This is a genomic window from Nocardiopsis ansamitocini, from assembly GCF_030268225.1.
Classification (GTDB): Bacteria; Actinomycetota; Actinomycetes; order Streptosporangiales; family Streptosporangiaceae; genus Nocardiopsis_D; species Nocardiopsis_D ansamitocini.
In genome coordinates this window covers 1,168,203-1,190,495 of sequence record NZ_BSQG01000001.1, presented here as the reverse complement: position 1 = coordinate 1,190,495, position 22,293 = coordinate 1,168,203, and the positions used below count along the sequence as shown (strand labels likewise).

At 66.3% G+C, this 22,293-nt stretch carries 20 protein-coding genes; 5 read left to right on the top strand and 15 right to left on the bottom strand.

What is annotated here, in order from left to right:
* Nucleotides 1-84 precede the first annotated feature (84 nt).
* Nucleotides 85-825, bottom strand: a complete 741-nt coding sequence (locus QSJ59_RS05330) for a GntR family transcriptional regulator (RefSeq protein ID WP_285757549.1) — start codon at nt 823-825, stop codon at nt 85-87.
* Between the two features lie 164 nt (nt 826-989).
* Between QSJ59_RS05330 and QSJ59_RS05325 the strand changes: the two genes are divergently transcribed.
* Nucleotides 990-2,549: a sensor histidine kinase gene (locus tag QSJ59_RS05325; protein WP_285757548.1), complete on the top strand. Its 1,560-nt coding sequence runs from the start codon at nt 990-992 to the stop codon at nt 2,547-2,549.
* A gap of 145 nt (nt 2,550-2,694) precedes the next feature.
* Here QSJ59_RS05325 and QSJ59_RS05320 read toward each other — a convergent pair whose 3' ends face one another.
* Both QSJ59_RS05320 and QSJ59_RS05315 read right to left on the bottom strand, forming a co-directional pair.
* Nucleotides 2,695-2,958, bottom strand: a complete 264-nt coding sequence (locus QSJ59_RS05320) for a WhiB family transcriptional regulator (RefSeq protein ID WP_285757547.1) — start codon at nt 2,956-2,958, stop codon at nt 2,695-2,697.
* A gap of 345 nt (nt 2,959-3,303) precedes the next feature.
* On the bottom strand, nt 3,304-4,242 hold the full coding sequence (locus QSJ59_RS05315) for a diacylglycerol/lipid kinase family protein (RefSeq protein WP_285757546.1): 939 nt from the start codon (nt 4,240-4,242) through the stop codon (nt 3,304-3,306).
* A 68-nt stretch (nt 4,243-4,310) separates the two neighbouring features.
* Here QSJ59_RS05315 and QSJ59_RS05310 point away from each other — a divergent pair, with 68 nt between their 5' ends.
* Nucleotides 4,311-4,724 carry a hypothetical protein gene (locus QSJ59_RS05310; RefSeq protein ID WP_285757545.1) on the top strand — a complete coding sequence of 138 codons (414 nt, stop codon included), beginning with the start codon at nt 4,311-4,313 and terminating at the stop codon, nt 4,722-4,724.
* Between the two features lie 66 nt (nt 4,725-4,790).
* Here the strand turns inward: QSJ59_RS05310 and QSJ59_RS05305 are convergent, their stop codons facing one another.
* The 6 genes from QSJ59_RS05305 to QSJ59_RS05280 form a co-directional block, all read right to left on the bottom strand.
* Complete coding sequence (locus QSJ59_RS05305; protein WP_285757544.1) at nt 4,791-5,594, bottom strand: RNA polymerase sigma factor SigF; 804 nt, start codon at nt 5,592-5,594, stop codon at nt 4,791-4,793.
* Complete coding sequence (locus tag QSJ59_RS05300) at nt 5,591-6,016, bottom strand: ATP-binding protein (RefSeq protein WP_285757543.1); 426 nt, start codon at nt 6,014-6,016, stop codon at nt 5,591-5,593. The genes QSJ59_RS05305 and QSJ59_RS05300 overlap by 4 nt, the downstream gene beginning before the upstream one ends.
* Nucleotides 6,017-6,354: 338 nt before the next feature.
* Complete coding sequence (locus tag QSJ59_RS05295) at nt 6,355-6,846, bottom strand: GNAT family N-acetyltransferase (RefSeq protein WP_285757542.1); 492 nt, start codon at nt 6,844-6,846, stop codon at nt 6,355-6,357.
* A gap of 158 nt (nt 6,847-7,004) precedes the next feature.
* On the bottom strand, nt 7,005-7,757 hold the full coding sequence (locus QSJ59_RS05290) for an amino acid ABC transporter ATP-binding protein (protein ID WP_285757918.1): 753 nt from the start codon (nt 7,755-7,757) through the stop codon (nt 7,005-7,007).
* 51 nt (nt 7,758-7,808) lie between these two features.
* Nucleotides 7,809-8,720 (bottom strand): amino acid ABC transporter permease, encoded by a 912-nt coding sequence (locus QSJ59_RS05285; protein WP_285757541.1) that lies wholly within the window; start codon nt 8,718-8,720, stop codon nt 7,809-7,811.
* A 60-nt stretch (nt 8,721-8,780) separates the two neighbouring features.
* Nucleotides 8,781-9,623, bottom strand: coding sequence for an ABC transporter substrate-binding protein (locus tag QSJ59_RS05280; protein WP_285757917.1), 843 nt, complete (start codon nt 9,621-9,623; stop codon nt 8,781-8,783).
* 468 nt (nt 9,624-10,091) lie between these two features.
* Between QSJ59_RS05280 and QSJ59_RS05275 the strand changes: the two genes are divergently transcribed.
* A complete protein-coding gene (locus QSJ59_RS05275) occupies nt 10,092-11,270 on the top strand; it encodes an NAD(P)-dependent malic enzyme (protein ID WP_285757540.1) in 1,179 nt (392 codons plus the stop codon).
* A gap of 150 nt (nt 11,271-11,420) precedes the next feature.
* Here the strand turns inward: QSJ59_RS05275 and QSJ59_RS05270 are convergent, their stop codons facing one another.
* Entirely contained in the window at nt 11,421-11,621 is a 201-nt protein-coding gene (locus QSJ59_RS05270) for a DUF397 domain-containing protein (protein ID WP_285757539.1), read from the bottom strand.
* A 15-nt stretch (nt 11,622-11,636) separates the two neighbouring features.
* Complete coding sequence (locus QSJ59_RS05265) at nt 11,637-12,536, bottom strand: helix-turn-helix domain-containing protein (RefSeq protein WP_285757538.1); 900 nt, start codon at nt 12,534-12,536, stop codon at nt 11,637-11,639.
* A 197-nt stretch (nt 12,537-12,733) separates the two neighbouring features.
* Here QSJ59_RS05265 and QSJ59_RS05260 point away from each other — a divergent pair, with 197 nt between their 5' ends.
* Nucleotides 12,734-13,186 (top strand): ATP-binding protein, encoded by a 453-nt coding sequence (locus tag QSJ59_RS05260; protein WP_285757537.1) that lies wholly within the window; start codon nt 12,734-12,736, stop codon nt 13,184-13,186.
* A 238-nt stretch (nt 13,187-13,424) separates the two neighbouring features.
* On the opposite strand, the gene QSJ59_RS05255 is transcribed toward QSJ59_RS05260, so the two are convergent.
* From QSJ59_RS05255 to QSJ59_RS05240, 4 genes are all read right to left on the bottom strand, one after another.
* A complete protein-coding gene (locus tag QSJ59_RS05255; protein ID WP_285757536.1) occupies nt 13,425-14,510 on the bottom strand; it encodes a PadR family transcriptional regulator in 1,086 nt (361 codons plus the stop codon).
* On the bottom strand, nt 14,507-15,364 hold the full coding sequence (locus QSJ59_RS05250; RefSeq protein WP_285757535.1) for a DUF4097 family beta strand repeat-containing protein: 858 nt from the start codon (nt 15,362-15,364) through the stop codon (nt 14,507-14,509). The genes QSJ59_RS05255 and QSJ59_RS05250 overlap by 4 nt, the downstream gene beginning before the upstream one ends.
* A 323-nt stretch (nt 15,365-15,687) precedes the next feature.
* On the bottom strand, nt 15,688-19,389 hold the full coding sequence (locus tag QSJ59_RS05245; RefSeq protein WP_285757534.1) for a multifunctional oxoglutarate decarboxylase/oxoglutarate dehydrogenase thiamine pyrophosphate-binding subunit/dihydrolipoyllysine-residue succinyltransferase subunit: 3,702 nt from the start codon (nt 19,387-19,389) through the stop codon (nt 15,688-15,690).
* A gap of 549 nt (nt 19,390-19,938) precedes the next feature.
* Nucleotides 19,939-20,985: an NAD(P)H-dependent amine dehydrogenase family protein gene (locus QSJ59_RS05240; RefSeq protein ID WP_285757533.1), complete on the bottom strand. Its 1,047-nt coding sequence runs from the start codon at nt 20,983-20,985 to the stop codon at nt 19,939-19,941.
* Nucleotides 20,986-21,272: 287 nt separating this feature from the next.
* On the opposite strand from QSJ59_RS05240, the gene QSJ59_RS05235 reads away from it, so the two are divergent.
* On the top strand, nt 21,273-22,178 hold the full coding sequence (locus tag QSJ59_RS05235; protein ID WP_285757532.1) for an SDR family oxidoreductase: 906 nt from the start codon (nt 21,273-21,275) through the stop codon (nt 22,176-22,178).
* Nucleotides 22,179-22,293: the final 115 nt, after the last annotated feature.

Here is a 22,293-nt window from a genome sequence, read left to right as displayed (position 1 = left end):
CGGCCGGCCACAACAGATCGTGTACGCCATGAGGCGCGGACGTCCTGGGTGTCCGGACCGGTCCGGACACCCAGGACACCCGGTCTAGTCCCGGGGCGGCCGCAACCGGGTGACGAACTTGTAGCGGTCACCCCGGTACAGCGAGCGAACCCATTCCACGGGGTGCCCCTCGGCATCGAAGCTGTGCTGGCAGTGCAGCACCAAGGGGAGGCCGACGTCCACGCCGAGCAGCCGTGCCTCGTTGGGGGTGGCGAGCACGGTTTCGATCGTGGCCTCGGCCTCGGCCAGGCGCACGTCGTAGGCACTGGCCAGCGCCTCGTAGAGCGAGGCGTAGCGGTCCAACTGCCGGCGTAAGCCGGGGAAGCGGCGGGCAGCCAGATGGGCGGTCTCCACCGCCATCGGTTCACCGTTGGCCAGCCGCAGCCGTTCGATGCGCAGGACCCGGCCACCTGAGCGGATCGCCAACAGTTCGGCCAGCTCGTCGTCGGCATTGATGTAACTCACATCCAGGATCCGGGTGGCCGGGTGCAGGCCGTGCGAGCGCATCTCCTGGGTGTAGCTCGTCAATTGCAAAACCTGGGCAACCTTTGGCTTCGCGACGAACGTGCCCTTGCCCTGAATCCGCAGCAGCCTGCCCTCCACCACCATCTCGGTCAGGGCCTGGCGCACCGTTGTCCGAGAGGTCCCGAACTGGGTGGCCAACGCCCGCTCCGGTGGCACCGGGTTCCCCGCCGGCATCGTCTCGATGAGAGCGAGTAGCTGCTTCTTGACCTGGTAATACTTCGGAACTCGGGGGCTGTCTTCGAGTGTTCGCTGACCCGTCACGTCGGTTTCCTCCACCGCTTCCCGCCCATCCGGCATTTGCCGCATCTTCGCAGTGCCAAAGGTCCGGCACATCCCTGGGCAACCACAATGACCAGAACTGGTCTAGGCCATTGGTAGAAAAACCCATCCAATGAGTATGCCTCTACTCGTGGGATGATTTGTGAGTGCCTCACCTCAGTGATCTCATCAGAAGGTATACGGCGCTCAAGACGGCCGACCTGGAGTGGTTGCACTCCTTGGTCTCCGACTGGCAGCTACTCGCCGACCTGTCTTTCGCCGACCTGGTGTTGTGGGTGCGTCTGCGCGACGACACCGGGTGGGTCGCGGTCGCCCAGATGCGCCCGACCACCGGCCCCACCGCTTTCCAGGACGACCTCGTGGAGAAGTTCCTCCACGACACCGACGGCGAGGGTACGACTGCTGGTCGCGCGAGCCCGCAGATGCAGGCGAAGAGAGTGCTCATCGACCGCGCCTGGAGCGAGGGCAGGATCTGTCGCGAAGGCGACCCCGACTGGTCGGGTGGGGTTCCGGTGCGCGAGGAGACCATCCCTGTGCGCAGGAAGGGGCAGCTGCTCGGTGTGATCCAGCGCAGCACCAACCTGAGCTCGGCCCGTACCCCGAGCCGGTTGGAACTCACCTATCTGCAAAGCGCCAGCGATCTCGCCCAGATGATCGCCGAGGGGGAGTTCCCGTTCAGCGACCAGGGACCGTTGATGGTGCGCTCCCCCCGGGTCGGAGACGGCCTGCTCCGTTTGGACCAGGAGGGGCGCGTCGTCTACGCCAGTCCCAACGCTCTTTCGGCCTACCGCAGGCTCGGTCTCGCCGCTGATCTGGTCGGTACCTCGCTCGCTCGCACCACCTCCGAGCTGTCAGCGGTCGCCGATCCCCGGGACGAGTCGTTGAACTGGACCGCGGGCGGCCGCATTCCTCAAGAGGCCGAGGTGGAGGCGCGCGGTTCCACGATCCAGCTGCGCGCCATCCCCTTGGTCGTCGCCCGGAACCGGATCGGTGCGCTGATCATGGTGCGCGACGTCACCGAACTGCGCCGCCGCGAGCGCGAGCTGATGACCAAGGACGCCACCATCCGCGAGATCCATCACCGGGTGAAGAACAACCTTCAAACGGTGGCCGCGCTGCTCCGGCTCCAGTCGCGCAGGCTGAGCAACCCGGAGGGCCGCGACGCGTTGGACGAGGCGGTCCGCCGGGTCGGGTCCATCGCCATCGTGCACGAGATGCTCTCGCACACGCCCGACGAGACCGTCGACTTCGACGACATCGCCGACCGGGTCATCGAGATGGCCGCGGAGGTCTCCTCCACCGGCGCTTTCGTAGTGCCGCGCAGGGTCGGGCACTTCGGCCTGCTGTCGGCACTCGTGGCGACCCCGCTGTCGATGGTGCTCACCGAGCTCGTCCAGAACGCCGTCGAGCACGGGCTCAAGCAGGGACCGGGCAAGATCGAGGTGCGGGTCCACCGGGAGGCGCCGCCCCCGGCTCCTGGGGAGGACAAGTCGCCGGCTCGGTTGCTGATCGAGATCATCGACGACGGGGTCGGTCTGCCCGAAGGCTTCGACCTGGAGACCACCAGCAGCCTGGGCCTGCAGATCGTGCGCACGCTCATCGCCGGCGAGCTTGCCGGGAGACTCGAAATCACCCCTGAGAAGGGCGGAGGGACCAAGGCGCTGCTGGATCTGCCGGTCGATCACGAAGTGCAGTCCTACACCTGATTGGCAGGCAGTCGTGTCCGGTGCGGCCTCGGCGGCTCCGAGGCCGGTCTGTCGCTCGATAGGGCGGGGGACCGGCGTGATCCCCCGGCCCACAGCGGCCAGTCGAAGGTGGCCGGTGAACGATCCCGGCCACCTCGCGTCGGAATCAGACGCTGCTGTGCACCCTGCTGGTCGCGGGCAGGCCGCGACGGCGTTTGAGGGCACGGCGCTCGTCCTCGCTCATACCGCCCCAGACGCCTCCGTCCTGGCCGCTGCTCAGCGCCCACTGCAGGCAGGCGTTCATCGCCGGACAGCGCCGACACACCTCTTTGGCTTCTTCGATCTGGGTCAGTGCCGGCCCGGAGTTTCCAATGGGGAAGAACAGTTCGGGGTCTTCGTCACGGCAGGCAGCGTGGTGGCGCCAGTCCATGCGGGTCCACTCCTCACAGTGAGGCGATCAGGGGCGTGCGCTTTGTGAACGAATTCACGAAGTCAAACGCTGTTTCGGGGCCGTCTTGTTGTCGATCCCGACTTCGCTTACGCGCCCTTGGAAACAGGCTGGTTATGGTTCGATCCGAATGGCTCTGTCGGGCGCGGAAGTCTTCCCTGTTGCAGCCATTGACCGCGGATCGAGGCGTTAACCTGCCTGTAACGTGCGGCGATACTTTGAGCGTGCCAGGGTTAACCTGAGCTTTCAAGTACGTCCGGTGTCTCAACCCGGCGTCGGGCGTGTCGCGTGTGTCACAAGCACTCACGATCTCCGGTTTGCCCGCTCTCAGCCCACTATTCGTAATGCCTTCGGAATGGATCGGAAATTGACCTGTTCCCGGTGTCCGAGGTACTCGCCGTCGATCTGGAACGCTCGCGGGCGCTGAGAGCGGATGGTGAACTTCTGCTTGTCATGCCAAGTGAGGTAGCCGCGTCCGCGCGGATCCACGCCCTTCGGGGAGAGCATCTTGCGCAGGATCTTGCCGGCCAGGACCGGGTTCACCTGGGTCATCGCGAACGCGTCCAGGCCCAGCTCCAGCCGGGAGCGCGGCGTCGGACGCAAGGCCACCGAACCCGCATAGGTCCAGGGCGACGTGTTGGTCACCAGCGCAAAGGACAGGTCGGAAACCGGTCTGCGGCCTGGCGTCTCCACGGTCAGTGACGGGTCGCGCAGGGCCCGACCCCTCACGAACATCTGGAAGGCGATTCCTACGTAGAGCACAGGAGAGGCGCGAAGGCCGCGCCGTCGCTGGCGTTCCACCTCGTGCACCACGTCGGCATCCCATCCGAATCCGGCGCAGAACGTGAAATAGCGACCGTCCTCGGGGTCGTCGATCTGACCGAGTCCCACCTCGCGGCGAGAGCCGCTGCGAAGCGCTTCCAGTACCGCGCCGGTTGCTTCGATCGGGTCGGTGGGCAGGCCCAGGGACCGGATGAACACGTTCGCGCTGCCGCCCGGGAGTGCGGCGTAGGCGGGGCGGGGCAAGTCGGCCGGTGCGCTGAGGATGCCGTTGACCACCTCGTTGACGGTCCCGTCTCCGCCAAGGCTGATGACCAGGTCATAGCCCTTTTCCACCGCTTCTCCCGCCAGCTCCTTGGCGTGATTGCGGTACTCCGTCTGCACGACTTCGAGTGAGACGTCGCTTGCGAGGGCCCGCACGATCACATCCCGGGAACGGGAGGTGGTCGTGGTGGCCTGCGGATTCGAGATGAACAGGGCGCGCACGCCGCCAGTGTAGTGATGATGGCGCACTGCCTGACCACAGGGCCGGTCGGCGCCGGTTACAGTGAAGCGTGTCCAGACGCCCATTCACCATTGTCATCGCGGCCGTCCTCGAAGGGCTGCTCGGTCTGGCCCTGTTGGGTTCAGGCGTCTTCATCCTGTTCAGCGCCCTGATGGGCAACAGCGCCGACATCACCTACGCCCTGCCCCTGGCGGTCTTCGCGCTGGGTGCGGCGGCTGCGCTGGGCTATGTGGCCTGGGGACTCTTCGAGCTGCACGAATGGGCGCGCAGCCCGGTGGTCCTCACCCAGTTGTTCGCGCTGATCGTCGCCTACTACCTGTGGACCAGCCAGCAGCCCGTGCTGAGCCTGGCACTGGGTGGTGTCGCCGCCGCCGCGCTCGCCGCGGTCCTGGCCCCGGCCACCACGGCCACGCTGTTTCCAGCCCAGGACCCACCGCCAAGGGGCGGTCGCAAGAACGACTGACCGGGGTATCCCGACCGTACGTGTGGCGGCCCGGTCCGAGTCGGACCGGGCCGCCACACGTAGTGGTCAGTCGTCGGTGGTCAGTGCCTGGCGCAACTGGGCGAGGGTCCTGGCCAGCAGCCTGGAGACGTGCATCTGCGAGATGCCCAGCTCCGTGGCGATCTGCGACTGGGTCATATTGCCGAAGAAGCGCAGTAGCAGGATGCGCTTTTCCCGCGGAGGAAGCTGTTCCAGCAGCGGCTTGAGGGACTCGCGGTACTCGACTCCTTCAAGGGACTCGTCCACGATCCCGAGCGAGTCGGCAACCGCGGGGGCGTCCTCGTCGCCACTGTCGGGAGCGTCCAGAGAGACCGTGGAGTAGGCGTTCGCCGACTCCAGGCCCTCCAGGACCTCTTCCTCGGTCATCCGCAGGTACTCGGCCAGCTCCGCGACCGTGGGTGCGCGCCCTTGACGCTGGGACAGCTCGCCCACTGCCTTGGTCAGCGACAGTTTGAGCTCCTGGAGGCGACGCGGGACCCGCACCGCCCAGCCCTTGTCGCGGAAGTGCCTCTTGATCTCACCGACGATCGTGGGGGTCGCGTAAGTGGAGAACTCCACGCCGCGCCCCAGATCGAAGCGGTCGATGGACTTGATCAGCCCGATCGTGGCCACTTGGGTGAGGTCGTCGAGCCACTCACCGCGATTGCGGAACCGCCGCGCGAGGTACTCCACCAACGGCAGGTGCAGCTCCACCAGCTCGTCGCGGATGCGTTGGCGCTCGGGCGCGTCGACGTCCAGCCCGTTCAGCTGCTCGAACAACGCACGCGCACGGGCCCGGTCAGGCGTTGAATGCTCTGCTTTCGCCGTCAGAGCGGGCCCCCTCTCGCTCACGCCGACTCCACCACGTCGCGGCGTTTGTGCAGGACGATGGAAACCCGGTCGTCAGGGCCGACCGCGGCGTCGACGTCGCCGGCCAGGGCGGAGAGAACCGTCCAGGCGAAGGTGTCACGGGCCGGGAGCCTGCCGTCCGCGGTCAGAACCGACACGCTGATGCGCATGCCGTCACCGGTGAGTTCGAATTCGGTGGTCAAGTCAGTGCCGGGCAGCGCCTGCGACAGCAACATCGCGCACGCCTCGTCCACTCCGATGCGGAGATCTTCGATCTCGTCGAGAGTGAAATCGAGCCTGGCCGCGAGACCAGCTGTTGCCGTGCGCAGTACGGACAGATAGGCGCTGTCTGCGGGCATGCGAACGGTTACCGCATCCCGTACACCCATCGCGTCTGCCGTCGGCACAGCGGTGTCTTCGGTCACGTCCCTCCTTAGGGAAGCGAGATTGGCGCTTGGGAGCAATCTATCCTGTTAACCCCTTGTCCCGCGCACCTGCGTCACAGCCGTGTCCCGCTTTGGTGGTCTCGCGGTGTTTGCCCAGGCCGGCTCACCGGACAGGTGCGGTGCTGCGCGACGATGCCGACACGCCGGTCCCGGTGCTCCGCTTCAGAGGCGCCGGCCGCGTCGAACCGCTGCCGGCCCCTCTCGGGTCCCGTTGGCGGCGAAACCGCCCGGAAGCCACACACCGGCTCCTCCCCGTGCAGCGCAACGACGGCCGCTTTCCCCTGCGGAGTTGGTGCCCGGGCCCGCAGGTGTGGAACTCAGCTGCCCCCGCGTCCCAGCCCGTCGAGCGCGGCACCGTGCAGCCGGTACACCGTCCACCCCTTCATCGGTACGGCGCCCAGGCTGTCGTAGAAGTCGATGGACGGTCGATTCCAGTCCAGCACCGACCACTCCAGACGCTGGTAGCCCCGCTCGACGCAGGTCCGGGCCAGTTCCGCAAGCAGGGCCTTGCCGTAGCCGTGGCCGCGCATTTCGGGACGCACGTACAGGTCCTCCAGGTAGATCCCGTGCTTGCCCGTCCAGGTGGAGAAGTTGCGGAACCACAGCGCGAAACCGGCCGCTACGACAGTGCCGTCGGCCTCGGTGTGTTCGGCGATGTGGGCGAAAGCCGCAGGATGCTCCCCGAAGAGGGCAGCCGTGAAGTCCGCCTCGGTGGCCACGGCGGCATCGGGCTCTTTCTCGTACTCCGCGAGATCGCGGACGAGCTGGTGGATAACGGGGACGTCATCGGGGCGGGCAAAGCGGATCACGGGTGCCTCACTACTGCGGACGAAAACGAATACTTCCGCCGGTCACGCTAGCCCAGTGGTCCTTCGCTTGCTCAGGAGCTCCGCACGGAGGAACGGCCGTGGTCCACCCATGGGGCGGGTGGTCCACGGCCGTTGAGAGGCCGAACGGCGAAGCCCGTTCAGAAGACCTTCGACAAAAACGCCTTGGTCCGTTCGTGCTGCGGGTTGGTGAGTACTTCCCGGGGCTCGCCCGACTCCACGACCACGCCGCCGTCCATGAACACCAGGGAGTCGCCCACCTCGCGGGCGAACCCCATCTCGTGGGTCACCACGACCATGGTCATGCCGTCGCGGGCGAGGTCCTTCATCACATCGAGGACCTCACCGACGAGTTCGGGGTCCAGCGCACTGGTGGGCTCGTCGAACAGCATCAGAGACGGGCTCATCGCCAGCGCCCGCGCGATCGCCACCCGTTGTTGCTGCCCGCCCGACAACTGCCCGGGGTAGGACTCCGCCTTGTCGGCCAGACCGACCCGGTCCAGCAGTTCAAGTGCCGTCGCCTTGGCCTCGGCCCGAGGTGTCCGCCTGACCTGGACGGGAGCCTCCATCACGTTGCCCACGACCGACATGTGCGGAAACAGGTTGAAGCGTTGGAAGACCATGCCGATCTCCCTCCGTTGCGCCGCGACCTCGGATTCGCGCAACTCGTAGAGCTTGGCGCCCTTCTGCCGGTACCCCATCAGTTCGCCGTTCACCCAGAGGCGTCCGGCGTTGATCTTCTCCAGGTGGTTGACACAGCGCAGGAACGTGGATTTGCCCGATCCGGAAGGGCCCACCACGCACATCACCTCCCCGCGCCGGACCTCCAAATCGATTCCGCGCAGGACCTCCAGCCGGCCGAAGGACTTGTGCACGTTCTCCGCCACGACCATGCGCTCATCGGCCGCGGGGGCGTTCTCTTCTGTCACTGCTCGCGCCTCCCGCTAGTTCCCGGTCTTGGCCTGCAACATCTTCAGCCCCGCCTGTGCCTGCCGGTCGCCCTTGGTGAATGAGCGTTCCAGGAAGTACTGACCGAACATGAAGACACTGGTGATGGCCAGGTACCAGATGCAGGCGGCGACGAGCATCGGGAACGGGTCGAAGACCCGGTTGCCGACCGTCTGCAACTGGAACCACAACTCGGTGGTCAGCGGAACATAGGCCACCAGTGACGTGTCCTTGAGCATTGCCGTCGTCTCGTTGCCGGTGGGCGGCACGATCACTCGCAGCGCCTGGGGCAGGGTGATCCGGCGCAGGACCTTGGTCCGCGACATGCCCAACGCCTGAGCGGCTTCGGTCTGACCCTTGTCCACCGACTGCAGGCCGGCCCGCACGATCTCGGCCATGTAGGCGCCCTCGGACAAGGCAAGAGCCAGAAGCGCCGCGACGAAAGCGGTGAGGATGTCGCGTGTCTCGAAGCTGAGGAAGCGGGCGTCGCCGCTCATGCCCAGCAGCGGCATCCAGTAATTGTCGAAGGGCAGTCCCAGGTCGATCGTGCTGTAGAGCACGCCGAGGTTGCCGAAGAGAACACACAGCACCAGACGGGGGACAGCCCGGAAGAACCAGGTGTAGACCCAGCCCACACCGGCCAGTACCGGATTGCCCGACAGGCGCATCACAGCGACGATGATGCCGATCAGCACGCCGATGACCATGGCCAGCACGGTCAGGACGAGAGTCGTTCGCACGCCGATCAGGACCGGTTCGATGAACATGTTCTCGAACATGAACGGCCAGTTGAACACCTCGTTGGTGATCAACATGTGCACGAACATCGCGCTCAGGAGCAGGATGAACGCGGACGCCACCCAGCGTCCCGGATAACGGACGGGAATCGCCCTGATCGGTTCTGGCATTGATGACCCGGCCGACGGGGTCTCCGCCGGCCGGGGGTGGTCGTTGCTCACGGGGGTCTACTATCCAACGCTCGGGTTGACTTCGGGGGTTTCGATGGCGCCGTTGGCGATGTCCCACTTGTCGAGGATCTCGGCGTAAGTACCGTCCTCGATGATCGACGCGTAGGCGGCTCGCACCGCCTCGGCCAGCTCGGTCTCGTCCTTCGGTACGACCACGCCGTAGGGGGCGGCCTCGTACTGCTCGCCGTAGGTCTCCAGCTTGTCGCCGGTCTGGCTGATGGCGTAACCCGAGACGGGGAGGTCGGCCAGGCTGGCGTCGTTCTGGCCCGACACCACCGAGTTGGTGGCCAGCGTCTGGTCCTCGTACTGCTGGATCGAGATCGGGTCCTTGCCGTCCTCCTCACACGCTTCGGAACGCGCTTCGATGTCCTCGACCTGCACCGTGCCCGACTGCACAGCGACACTCTTGCCGCAGGCGTCGTCGGGGTCGACGTCGTTGGGGTTGCCTGCCAGGCCGAACCACTGGGTGCCCACGTTGAAGTAGCTCACCATGTTCACCTGCTCAAGCCGTTCGGCGTTGATGGTGAAGGAAGAGACGCCGACGTCGTACTTGTTTGAGGTGACACCCGTGATGATGGCGTCGAACGGTGCCGATTGCCAGTCGGTGGTCAGCCCGAGCTTGGCCATGGCGGCGTCGTACAGCTCCACGTTGAAGCCGATAACGGTCGTACCGTCGGTGTCCAGGAACTCGCCGGGCGGGTAGGCGCTCTCCACGCCGATCGTGACGACGCCCTTCTCGGCGAGGTCGTCCGGCACGAGAGCGGCCAGTTCGTCGTCGGCCTCGACCTGCTCGGCGGGCGTCTGCTCCTCATCGCTGCCACCGCAGGCGCTCAACGTGAGCATCAACGCCAATGGCGCGGCGGCCAGCGCGGGGAGACGGAGCCGGGAAGCAGCGGCTGTCGGGCGGTGGCCCGGGAGGGCCTCGGGGTCCGGTGCGTTCCAGAGGTCCTTCACGTCTGTCTCCTCTTTTTCCAGCGTATAAGGCTGCCATCCGCGTGCGGCGAGTTGACCGGTGTTCTCGGTTCGGCGCACAACGAACGACTGAGCGCGGATAGCGCGGTGGACCATCGTTGCGGACTCGGCATGTGCCTGCGGTCACCGTTATGAGATGATTGTGTAACGGGTCAACCCCGTGACACCAGCAGCGCCACGCTTGTACGAGCACCGCGGAGACAGGCCGCCGGCACCGATTCGTATCGACCCGGATGCGGCTGGCCTCCCCTAGCACCCTTCTCCGCCCGCTGCTTCTCCAACGCAGGCCGTTCAGGTCATGGCCGACGTGAACGCGCATGACAATCGAGGGGTTTTCAGTTGACCAGCGACCGCTATTCCCATCTCGACGAGGATCCGGCATTCGCCCTGCACAGGGGTGGAAAGCTTGAGGTCCACTCCTCCGTCGAGATCACCGACCACGAGGGCCTCGCCCTCGCCTACACGCCCGGAGTGGCCCGCGTCTGCTCCGCCATCGCCGAGACTCCGGAGCTCGTCGACACCTACACCTGGAAGAGCAAGGTCGTCGCCGTTGTCACCGACGGCACCGCGGTCCTCGGTCTGGGCGACATCGGTCCGGAGGCATCCCTGCCGGTCATGGAGGGCAAGTCTCTGCTTTTCAAGCAGTTCTCCGGTCTCGACTCCGTCCCCGTCGCCCTCGCCTGCACCGACGTCGACCAGATCGTCGAGACAGTGGCGCGGATGGCACCGTCCTTCGGCGGGATCAACCTGGAGGACATCTCCGCTCCGCGCTGCTTCGAGGTCGAGCGGCGGCTGCGGGAGCTGCTGGACATCCCGGTTTTCCACGACGACCAGCACGGCACAGCCATCGTGGCCCTGGCCGCCATGCGCAATGCGGCTCGGGTGACAGGGCGTGAACTCGGCGACCTGCGGGCGGTTGTTTCCGGCGCGGGTGCCTCCGGTCTGGCCGTATCGCGGATGCTGATCCAGGCAGGGATCGGAGATCTCGCCGTCGCGGACAGCAAGGGCCTCATCTACGCCGGTCGCGACGGGCTGAACGAGCAGAAGGCCGAGCTCGCGGCGATCAGCAACAAGGCGGGGCTTCAGGGCTCCATCGAGACCGCGTTGGCCGGAGCGGACGTCTTCATCGGCCTCTCTTCCGGGGAGGTGCCCGAGTCGGTCGTGGCGACCATGGCCAAGAACGCCATCATCTGCGCCATGGCCAACCCCAACCCCGAAGTGCATCCCGACGTCGCGCGCCGGTATGCGGCCGTCGTGGCGACCGGGCGCAGCGACTTCCCCAACCAGATCAACAACGTGTTGGCCTTTCCCGGGGTGTTCCGGGGGGCGCTGGACGTCCGGGCAACCGACATCACCGAGGCGATGAAGCTGGCCGCGGCCAACGCGCTGGCCGACCTCGTGGGTGACGACCTCAGCCCCGAGTACATCATTCCGAGCCCGTTCGACCCCCGTGTCGTCCCGGCTGTTGCCAAGGCTGTTGCCGAGCAGGCACGCAAGGACGGTGTTGTCCGGCTGTAGTCATTCGGTTCTTCACCGTAACCGATCCGGAGCAGGGGTCGCCCGCTCCGGATCGGTTTACGTCAGGGGGTCGGCCGCGTTGCGGTCGCATCGGAAGGGGGCGTCCCCCGTTCTGATGCCGCGGTCCACCCGTTCGTCGCGCGACAGAACCTAAAGCGCGCCGTGGGCGGCGGCCTCGGTGAAGACTGCCCATGCCCCAGCGGGGAAGCTCAGGGTGACGCCTTCAGGGATTTTCGAGTCGCGGACGCCCATGGCGTCACCTGTGTCCGCGACTTCCACGCACTGCCCCCCTCCGGTGCCGCTGTAGGTGCTCGTGCGCCATTGGGCGCCTTCCGTTTCAAACGCGGGCATCCCGCGCTCCCTTCCTCATTCATCTTCGTATGTCTGCTCCTTTGCCATGGACCTCATGCGTTCTTCGCACTCGGCCAGGAGCACCCGAGTCTCCTCGGGGCGCAGTGCGGCGGTACGCAGGTGCTCGAAGGCAACCGTGTAGAACCGCACTTCTTTAGCCTTTTCGATGTAGAGGCTGCTGGTCAAGTTTTCCAAATGAACCAGCCTCGGCGCATAAACTTCCGGTTCGCTGAATTCGAGGATGTCGAATGCGCCGTTTAGTCCAGCGTGTGCTCCCCGATCGAATGGCAAGACTTGTAGAGTTATGTGTTGCATTCGGCTCAAGGTCGCCAAATGTCGGAGTTGTTCGGCCATGGTGTTCGGTCCGCCTATTACGCGGTGAATCGCCGCTTCGTCCAGAACGATCCACAGGTCTGGCGGATCCTCGTGGGTGAGGATCTCCTGTCGGCGGATTCGGAGCTCGGTGCGGCGGCTGATCTCGCGTGGTTCAACCGGTGAGGGGTGCGCTTCGAGCAGAGCCCGTGTGTACGCTTCGATCTGAAGCAGTCCGGGGACCAGTTGTGCATGGTAGAACCGTAGTGCGCACGCCTCCGGTTCCAGGCCCAAATAGACATCGAACCGTTCAGGCATCACATCGCCGTAGACGTGCCACCACCCGCGTCGGCGTGATTCGCGGGCCAGTAGCACAAGAGCCTGGCGGATCCCGGGGTCGGCTACTTCATAGAGTTCCAGCAGGTCCCGTACGTCGTCGGAGTTGGTGGATACCTGGCCCCGCTCGATTCGGGAGAGTTTGCTGCCCGACCACGACATCCGTTCGGCGGCCTCTTCCCCGGTCATTGCGACGTGCTCTCGCAGACGGCGCAATTCAACTCCCAGGCGCCGCCTTCTCGCGCTCGGGTTATAGCGTCCAGCCACCGATCCTCCTTATTGGTCGAGGGGGTGCGACTCCAGGATCGAGAGAAGGCTACTTCACGCCGCGGTTGGCAAAGAACGTTCGAGGGAATTCGTGAAAGCAATTGCACGCGAAGTTCTCGACGGGGATGATGGCGACCAGGTGCCACAAACCCTGCGGCGTTATATCCATGAAGGGCCGCATGACCGAGGGTGGTTGAATGATCACGTTTTCTCCGGAAGCGCTGGACGGCCTGGACGGGCATTCGGCCGTGCGAGAGTTCCCCGGTACCGAGGAGAACGTCAGCCGGATCAGGGGCTTCGTCGACCAGGCCTTGGGGCAGAGTCCCGGCACTCCGCTCAGCGCGGACCTCATCGACACGGCGCTGCTCCTGGTCAGTGAAGTCGCAGCGAACGCCATCCAGCACACTCTCAGCGGTGAACCCGGAGGATTCCTCAAGGTTCGCGTGTACCGCGGGGCGGACACCGTCACCATCCACGTCCACGATCAGGGCGGTCGACACGCCGCCCAGTGCCCTACGGTGCGCGAACTCGACCCCGACACTGAGTTCGGTCGTGGAATGGCCCTGGTTCAAACGCTTGCGACCTGCTGGGGTACCGGCCCGTCCCGATCGTTCGGGCGCCAGGTCTGGTTCGAGATGACAATCGCCTGACCGTGCGCATCCAGGTCACGTCCCGATTGCGCGGCCGCACCACCTCGGTCTCCATTGCGGCCTCTTCGCGCGCGTCGCCGGGCTCCGTCGAGTCGTCGGCGGAATCTGCACCGATGTCCGGGACGGTGGCCGTTGCGGCCGACCCAATAACGAGCCGGCCACTACCGGGATCGGCCGTTCCTCGCACGACAGGGGCCGGGAACGGGTCCCGGCCCCTGCCATCGGTTCGATCCGTGGATCAGAGGTTGCGTTTGTCCGGCCCGGGCGCGTCGCCCGTGTCGGCTGGAGGCTGGGCGAAAGGCCCTGGTCCGTTCTCGTCCACCGTGGGCTTCTCGGCGGGCTGCCCTTCAACGGGTGCGCCACTCGGAGGCTGGGCAAAAGGCGCGTTTTCCGCCTGGTCGGTGGTGGCCGCAGGCTCCTCTGCCGCGACCCTCTCCCAGACGTCCCCCTTCTCCGACTGCTTGTTCGCCGACCGCTCCTCGGGGGCGGGCACCGTCTCAGGTTCCTCCCCATCGGTTCCGGTGGCCTCGCCGGTCGTCTTCGCCGGGTCCTTGGGACCCCACGAGGCCGCGTCGCGCCGAATGACCTCGATCGTCTCGTCGAGGATGCGGCGCAGATCGGTGGTTGCGGCCTCGCCGACATGCCCTGCGTCACGGACGACCTCGCGGACGCGGTCGCCGAAGTCGTGCAGCGTCCGTTCGAAGTCGGGACGGTCGCCCGTCCCGCCCCCTTTGGGCCAGGCATTGCCCCAACCCAATCCCTGGGTGAGCTTCTCCCAGTCGCGGTTCCACCAGGAGCCCCGGTTCTTGTCGGTCGGCTCCTCCCGGGGAGCGTCGGCCGGCTTCGCCTGTTCCTCCCCGGCCGCCTGCCCCCAGACGTCCTCGCCGGCAGGGGAAGAGCCCCGTTCCTTCTCCTCGGCCTTGGCCTTGGTGGTGCGTCTCGTCCCACCGGCCGCGAACTTGAGCTCCTCGCGCAGGTGACTGATGGTGTCCCGGACGTCTCGCTGTACGGTACGGGCCACATCGCGCACCGACTCGGTGATCTCGCGTTCAAGCTCGTCGAGGTCCACGGTGCGCTTGTTCAGTTCCTCGCGTCCCTTGTCGGTGAGGCTGTAGACCTTGCGTCCGTTCACCTCCTCGTGCGTGACCAGACCCTCCTCCTCCAACCGGGCGAGCCGGGGGTAGATGGTGCCGGGAGAAGGGGAGTAGACGCCCAAGAACCGGTCCCGCAGCAGGCTGATGATCTCGTAGCCGTGCTTGGGGCTCTCGTCCAGCAGCTTCAACAGGTAGAGCCGGAGCCTGCCGTGGCCGAATATGGTGCTCATGCGTCATCCCCCCTAGGGATCGCGGCCGGGGCGTCACTTGCGCGCCTCAACAAGTTCACCGCGCCCGACACGGTCGTGGTCTGGATGTTCGCCGGGTCGACTCCGCCGCCGATCTTCCCGCTGAGGTGGTTGCGGCCGCGCATGCTTCGCCGGTCCAGGCCGAACTCGGAGTCCAGCTCGCCGGTCGCCGAACGCAGATCCACGTCGGCGCTCGTTCCCGCCGGGATGCGCAGTGCCACGGAACCGGAGATCGAGCCGAGGCGGACGCGTGCGGCCGGCCCCAGATCCACGTCAGCGAGCAGCCGGCCCGAGGCGGTCTTTCCCGCGAAGTGGGCGAACCGCCCCCCCGCTACTTCCAGGTGACCGCTCACACTGTTGAAGGTGAGCTTGCCGTTGAGGTCTCTGGCCTCCAGGTTGCCGGAGACCGTGTTGACGTCGATCGAGCCGCCCAGACCGTCCAGGGTGACGTCGCCCGACGCACTGCGCAGTTGGGTCCTGGCGGTGAGTCCGGCGGCCACGATCGATGCCGAAGCAGTGGTGATCTCCACCGGACAGTCGCGGGGCACCCGGAGGCTGACGGTCGCGGACCTCTTCCCCATTCCGCGGTACCCCGACAGCTGGACCGGACGCAACCGGTCCATCAGCCCGCTGCGGGTGAGGTCGTCGTAGGTGACCGTGAGGATCCCCGCTTCCTGAGTGACCAGTACCGGCTCACCCTGGATGTCGGAGACCTCGAAGGTCACCGGGTCGTCTGTGGGCAGGACATTCACATGACCGCCGATGATGCGTATCCGCAGCGCCACGATTCCTTCGAGCGTGCGGGTGGTCGGCTGGTCGATGGTCCATCGTGCCATCGCGGTTCCCTTCGAATTTGACTCCGTGAGAACACGTTATGTCGCGATCGGTCAAGACTCAAGATATGTCGCGAAATACCGGGGGTGTTGCGCGCAGTTTTCCGGTCTTCCCCTAGGGGAGCCCCCGCCACCACTCCGGGACCAGCCGGTCCGGGCCGGCTGGGGAGGGCCTCTCCTTATCCGTACCCAGCCGATTCCGCAGTCACGTCCTTGGACGCGAAAAGGCCCCGGCCAAACGGCCGGGGCCCGATCAGAGGTCGCTCGTGCTGCCCGGGTGGACCGTCCATGCGGTCCGCCCACTCATCGACCCCGTGTGCCTGTCCCTAGTCTGCCGGCGGAAAAACCGTGTTGACCAGGGCTTGCTGCTCTACTTCGTGCCGCTTGGCCGAGCCTGCCGCGGGCGAGGAACTCGCCGACCGCGACACCCGGGTGAACGGCCGGTCCAACTGCTCGGAGAAGACCAGCGCGACGAAGGGCCACGGACCCATGTTCGCCGGTTCCTCCTGCACCCACAGGACCTCGCCCGCGTTGGGGAAGGCCCGGAGTTGCTGGCGGATCTCCTCGATCGGCAGCGGGTAGAGCCGCTCCACGCGCACGATCGCGGTGTGCTTGTCCCCGGTACGCTTACGCGCGCCGTCGAGGTCGTAGTAGACCTTGCCCGAGCACAGCACCACACGGCGCACGTCCTCGGGGGAGATCCCGCTGTTGTCGGGGATCAGCGGTTGGAACGAGCCGGATGTGAAGTCCGACGCGGCCGAAACCGCTGCCTTCAGCCGCAGCATCGACTTGGGTGTGAAGACCACCAGCGGACGCTGATACGGCGACTTCACTTGCCAGCGCAGCAGGTGGAAGTAGTTCGCCGGGGTGCTCGGCATCGAGACCGTCATGTTCTCCTGCGCACACATCTGCAGGAAGCGCTCAATGCGTGCGGAGGAGTGGTCGGGCCCCTGCCCCTCGTAGCCGTGCGGCAGCAGCAGCGTGACGCTGGAGCGCTGGCCCCACTTCTGTTCACCCGAGCTGATGTACTCGTCGATGATCGTCTGTGCGCCGTCGACGAAGTCGCCGAACTGCGCCTCCCACGCCACCAGGGCGTTGGGACGGATCACCGAGTAGCCGTACTCGAAGCCCAGTGCCGCGTACTCGCTCAGCAGCGAGTCGTGCACGTAGAACTTCGAGGTCCCCTTGTCGAATGCCTTCAGCGGGGTGTGCACGTCGCCGGTCTCCCGGTCGACGAGGGCCGCGTGGCGCTGACCGAAGGTGCCTCGCCGGCTGTCCTGACCGACAAGGCGGACCGGGTGGTCGTCGATGAGGAGCGAACCGAATGCCAGCGTTTCGCCGAACGCCCAGTCGATCTTGTCCTCTTCGACCATTTGCGCGCGTCGCTGCAACTGGGGTAGCAGGCGCGGGTGCGGAGTGAAGCCCTCGGGCAGCGAGGTCTGCGTCTCCACCACGCGCTTGACGGTCTCCTCGGAGATGGCCGTCTCGACCGTCGAGTGGTCGACCCGACCCTCGTTGAACACCTCGGGCTTGATCACCGCGCCCGGCTCGACCGGCTTGCGGCCGGCCTCGCGGGTCTCGGTGAAGGCGCGCTCCAGCTGCTGCTGGTAGTCGCGCAGCGCCTGCTCGGCCTCCTCGACCGAGATGTCGCCCCGGCCGATCAGCGACTCCGTGTAGAGCTTGCGGGTCGAGCGCTTGGCGTCGATCACGTCGTACATCAGCGGCTGGGTGAACGAGGGGTTGTCGGCCTCGTTGTGGCCACGGCGCCGGTAGCAGACGAGGTCGATCACCACGTCCTTGTTGAACGTCTGCCGGTAGGCGAACGCCAGTTGTGCGACTCGGACCACGGCCTCGGGGTCGTCCCCGTTCACGTGGAAGATCGGCGCCTGCACCATGCGGGCGACGTCGGTGGCGTAGACGCTGGAACGGCTGTCGGTGGGCGAGGTGGTGAACCCGACCTGGTTGTTCACGATGACGTGCACCGTGCCACCGGTGCGGTAGCCCCGCAGCTGCGACAGGTTCAGGGTCTCGGCGACCACCCCCTGGCCGGCGAACGCCGCGTCGCCGTGGATCAGGACCGGCAGGACGGTGAAGCCGTTGGGCCCCTTGTCCAGCACGTCCTGCTTGGCGCGGACGATGCCCTCTGCGACCGGGTTGACGGTCTCCAGGTGGCTGGGGTTGGCAGCCAGCGAGATCGCGATCTTCTCGCCCTCGGCGGTTGTGAAGGTGCCCTCGGTACCGAGGTGGTACTTCACGTCGCCCGAGCCGTGCGCGCTGCGCGGGTCGAGGTTGCCCTCGAACTCACCGAAAATCTGCCCGTAGGACTTGCCGCAGATGTTGGCGAGCACGTTCAGCCGGCCGCGGTGGGCCATGCCGATGACGACCTCGTCCAGCTCGGCCTTCGCCGCCTTGCTGATCACGCCGTCGAGGAGCGGGATCAGCGACTCTCCGCCTTCGAGGGAGAAGCGCTTCTGTCCCACGAACTTGGTCTGCAGGAACGTCTCGAACGCCTCGGCGCTGTTCAGGCGGCGCAGCGTGTGCAGCTGCTCGTCGCGGTTGACCTTCTCGTGGTCACGCTCGACGTGCGCCTGGATCCACTCGCGCTCCTCGGGGCTCTGGATGTGCATGTACTCGATGCCTACCGTCCTGCAGTAGGTATCGCGCAGCACGCCCAGGATGTCCCGGAGCTTCATGACCTGCTTGCCGCCGAAACCACCGGTGGGGAACTCGCGGTCCAGGTCCCACAGCGTGAGGCCGTGTTCGAGGACGTCGAGGTCGGGGTGGCGGCGCTGGGTGTACTCCAGCGGGTCGGTGTCGGCCATCAGATGCCCGCGCACGCGGTAAGCGTGGATGAGCTCCTGGACCCGGCTGGCCTTGTCCACCTGGTTGCTGTGGCTGATCGAGATGTCCTGCACCCACCGCACGGGCTCGTACGGGATGCGCAGCGACTCGAAGATCTCGTCGAAGAAACCTTCCTCGCCCAGCAGCAGACGGTGGATGGTCCGCAGGAACTCCCCCGACTGCGCACCCTGGATGATGCGGTGGTCATAGGTCGAGGTGAGCGTCATGACCTTGCTGACGGCCAGCTTGTTCAGGGTCTCCGGGGAGGCGCCCTGGAACTCCGCCGGGTACTCCATCGCGCCCACGCCCAGGATGGCGCCCTGTCCGGGCATCAGGCGCGGAACCGAGTGCACGGTGCCGATACCGCCTGGGTTGGTGAGGCTGATGGTCGTGCCCTGGAAGTCGGGCACCCCCAGCTTGTTGTTGCGGGCCTTGCGGACGATGTCCTCGTAGCCGGTCCAGAACTCCTTGAAGTCCATCGACTCGGCGCTCTTGATGCTGGGCACCACGAGCTGACGGGTCCCGTCGGGCTTCGCCAGGTCGATCGCCAGACCGAAGTTGACGTGCAGGGGCCTGGCGATGCCGGGCTTGCCGCCGATCTCGGTGTAGGAGTAGTTCATCTCCGGCATCGACTTGAGCGCCTTGATCATGGCGTAGCCGATGAGGTGCGTGAAGGAGATCTTTCCGCCGCGGCCGCGGCGGAGATGGTTGTTGATGACCGTGCGGTTGTCGAACAGCAGCTTCACCGGAACCGCGCGCACGCTCGTGGCCGTGGGAAGGGTGAGACTGCTCTCCATGTTGGTGGCTGTGCGCGCGGACGCGCCGCGCAGCCGCTCCTCGCTGACGGCGAGGGGGTTGTCCGGGTCCAGCTCTGCGCTGGAGTCGTCGGACGCGTTCGCCGTGCTCTTGGGGGAAGCCGACGCGGCCTTGGCCGGGTCGGGTGCCGGGGACACCGGCTTGGTGGATGCCTCGGTGGCGCTGCGGGCAGCGCTCTCACCGGACTTTCCACCCGTTGACGGAGCACTGGCTCCGTTGGCGGCGGCGGATCCGGACTTGTAGTCCGCGAAGAAATTCCACCATGCCTTGTCAACCGAGTTCGGGTCGCGAAGGTACTTCTGGTAAAGCTCGTCGACCAGCCACTCGTTCGGGCCGAAATCTGTCAGGGGTTGAGACGCCTCAGACGACACGGCGGAGATCGCCCTCTTCCGCTGCTCGCTTGTGAATGTGATGGTGAGACAGCCACGCACAGGGCACAACGGGTCCACTTGGCCGCTATTGAGAACACGCCCGGCCAGCCATCTCGTGGTAACAGGCTACTTGTCCAGGCGTTCGGATGTGGACCCCGGCCCCGTACTGGACTGGGATATACCTAACATTTATTCACAAAAAAGTGCGGTAGTTGTATCGGATGCGCCGTCGTGACCTCGGGATTCGATCATTCTCGACGGCTTGTGCGGCCCACCATGCCCAGTTCTGGGCAGGATCAATCCTGGTGTGCGCCACAAAAATCCTCGCTGCGGCCCGGGCGCGTCGTCCCATGCTTCCACCAAGAACCTAGAGCTTGCTGTGATCCCAGCTCACGACCCGTTCGACGGTCATGAGCACGTCCACCCGCTTACGGCTGCTCGCCGCGAGGCATTTCTGCGCCTCAGGTGTGTCCAAGGACTCCCTCGGTGCGCCCGTCATCGAGGCGGCCACGACCGCGCCAACCCGGAGGACCGTCCAGGGAGCGGCCGTCACCCCAACCGGACCGCGCCCCGCCCGGTGATGAGCGGTAGGTCCAGACAGGTGCGGATCCCCGGTGCCGCCGCACAGACGGCTGGGATGGCATTGACGGTATAGGCAGCCGCGCCGACCAGCCCGTTGCTGAACTCCTCGACCCGCACCACGTATTCGGGGTGTCCCTGGACGCGCAGAACCACCCCTGGGTCCCCCCATGGCAGGAGCTGGGCGGAGTCGCTTTTGTAGACGCACTCCATGTCGATCACCGGGCGGCCCTCGATGGTGGCGCTGAAGGTCCAGCGCGAGGCCGCAACAGCACCGGCAGGGATCGAACCGGCGGCGACGTCGAACGCGGACGTGGCAGCGGCGATCTCGTCGCGGGCCTCCACATCGTCCAGGCGCAGCCCCAGGCCCTCGGCCACCAGGTGGATGCTCTCGGCGAAGGACTGCTCCTGGAAGGCGCGAAACGGCCGGATCATCTGGCGGTAGTCACCCGGTGAGCGGCCCAGCCCCATGGTCCCGGTGACCACGGCACGAGAGGGATTGCCGGCGAAATCCGAGCACTCGCGCAGGTAGACGTGGTCGATTCGTGCTCCCAGACCGGTGAGGGCCAGCGGCAGCACCTGGGACATGAAACCGGGGTTGATCCCGGCGCCGTACAGCGACGTCTTTCCGCGGGCGCACGCCTCCTCCAACCGCTGGACCAGCTCAGGGCTCTGCGTGCGGGGGTGGCTGAACCCTGTTGTGGTCACGACGTTCTTGCCCGACGCCAGCAGCGCGCAGATGACGCGCGTATCGCGGTCGGGGTCGTCGGTGAAGTAGGCGGAGGGCAGCGGCATGTGCGTGACGCAGTCGGCGTCCAACGCCAGGATTTCTTCAGGATCGTCGGTGGCACGGATCCCCGTGTCGGGAAGCCCGGCGATCTCCCCTGCGTCACGTCCTGCCTTCGCCGGGGAATGGACGTACACACCGGCCAGTTCGAATTCCGTCCGGCTGAGCAGGGTACGCAGAGCCGCGCCCCCGACGGAGCCCGTGGCCCACTGAATGACACGGATCGGCACGTCCGGCCTCCGTCCAGGTTGGCGTGCTGCCAGAGCGGTCCGGCAGCATCACTGTGCGGTCTGAGCGGCGACTATCGGGCGGGTTGGTCGACAGTTGTCGAATCTACCAATGGCTGCTCCGAGAACACAGGAGGTGGCCGCGTGTAATCGCAGTTGGTGTCGATTCGGGGGCAGTCGGCACGGCCGATTGGCGCATGTGCGTCCAGATGGGGTAGGTAGTTCTGGACCGTCGCGTCCGGTACACCCCCCGGGCGGGCGGGTCAGTCCGGTCGTTGAGGAGGAAAAACATGGTTGATCTGCGGTTCGACGGGCGGGTTGTCGTCGTCACCGGGGCCGGGCAGGGACTGGGCCGGTCGCACGCCCTCGGATTCGCAGCGCGCGGCGCGAAGGTGGTGGTCAACGACGCGGGTGGCAGGGTGGACGGCAGAGCCGAGGGCGCCGGCGCGGGCAACCCTGCGTCAGCGGTCGCCGAGCAGATCCGGGAGAACGGGGGAGTCGCCCACGCCCACGTCGGTGACATCTCCACCGAGGAAGGCGCGCAGTCGCTCATCGACGCCGCCAATGAGGCGTTCGGCCGGGTAGACGTCGTGGTCAACAACGCGGGCATCCTGAGGGACAAGTCCTTCAAGAACATCTCGGCCGAGGACTGGGATGCCGTCATCGGCGTCCATCTGCGCGGTTCTTTCCTGGTGTCGAGGGCGGCCTTCGCCGACCTGCGCGAGCACGGTTACGGCCGTATCATCAACACCACCTCGCCTTCGGGGCTGTTCGGCAACTTCGGGCAGAGCAATTACGCGGCGGCGAAGATGGGCGTGGTCGGGCTGACCAAGACCCTGGCCATCGAGGGCGCCAAATACGACATCAACGTCAACGCCATCGCCCCGGTGGCCTACACCCGCATGACCGAGGACCTCTTCCCGGCCGACGCCGCCGCGAAGCTCAGCCCGGAACAGGTCACGCCACTCGTCCTGTGGTTGGCGCACGAGGACTGCGACACCACCGGAGAGGTGTACTCGGTGGGCGGCGGCAGGGTTGCCAGGGTGTTCGTGGCCGAAGGGCCCGGTGTGGTCCTGCGCGACGCGACGCCCGAGGACGTCCATGACAACTGGCCCGACATCAACGCCGAGCGCCCGTACGTCATCCCGCGCAACCTCGCCGAGCAGACCGAGGTGCACTTCCGGGATCTGCTCTAGCCCCGAGCCTCCTGGCTGCTGTCCATAGGCCGTGGAAACGGCTTTATTTCTACCGAAAAAACCGCCCTGTCCCTGTTTTTGGTGGCGAATCGGTTAGCCCCGCGGGTTGGTGACT

Bases quoted from the DNA above. Each gene is read 5' to 3' on its own strand.
- QSJ59_RS05320 (WP_285757547.1), bottom strand. From the start codon at position 2,958: ATGGACTGGCGCCACCACGCTGCCTGCCGTGACGAAGACCCCGAACTG.
- QSJ59_RS05290 (WP_285757918.1), bottom strand. From the start codon at position 7,757: ATGGTCGTGGCGGAGAACGTGCACAAGTCCTTCGGCCGGCTGGAGGTC.
- QSJ59_RS05285 (WP_285757541.1), bottom strand. From the start codon at position 8,720: ATGCCAGAACCGATCAGGGCGATTCCCGTCCGTTATCCGGGACGCTGG.
- QSJ59_RS05280 (WP_285757917.1), bottom strand. From the start codon at position 9,623: ATGCTCACGTTGAGCGCCTGCGGTGGCAGCGATGAGGAGCAGACGCCC.
- QSJ59_RS05270 (WP_285757539.1), bottom strand. From the start codon at position 11,621: ATGCCCGCGTTTGAAACGGAAGGCGCCCAATGGCGCACGAGCACCTAC.
- QSJ59_RS05260 (WP_285757537.1), top strand. From the start codon at position 12,734: ATGATCACGTTTTCTCCGGAAGCGCTGGACGGCCTGGACGGGCATTCG.
- QSJ59_RS05255 (WP_285757536.1), bottom strand. From the start codon at position 14,510: ATGAGCACCATATTCGGCCACGGCAGGCTCCGGCTCTACCTGTTGAAG.
- QSJ59_RS05250 (WP_285757535.1), bottom strand. From the start codon at position 15,364: ATGGCACGATGGACCATCGACCAGCCGACCACCCGCACGCTCGAAGGA.
- QSJ59_RS05235 (WP_285757532.1), top strand. From the start codon at position 21,273: ATGGTTGATCTGCGGTTCGACGGGCGGGTTGTCGTCGTCACCGGGGCC.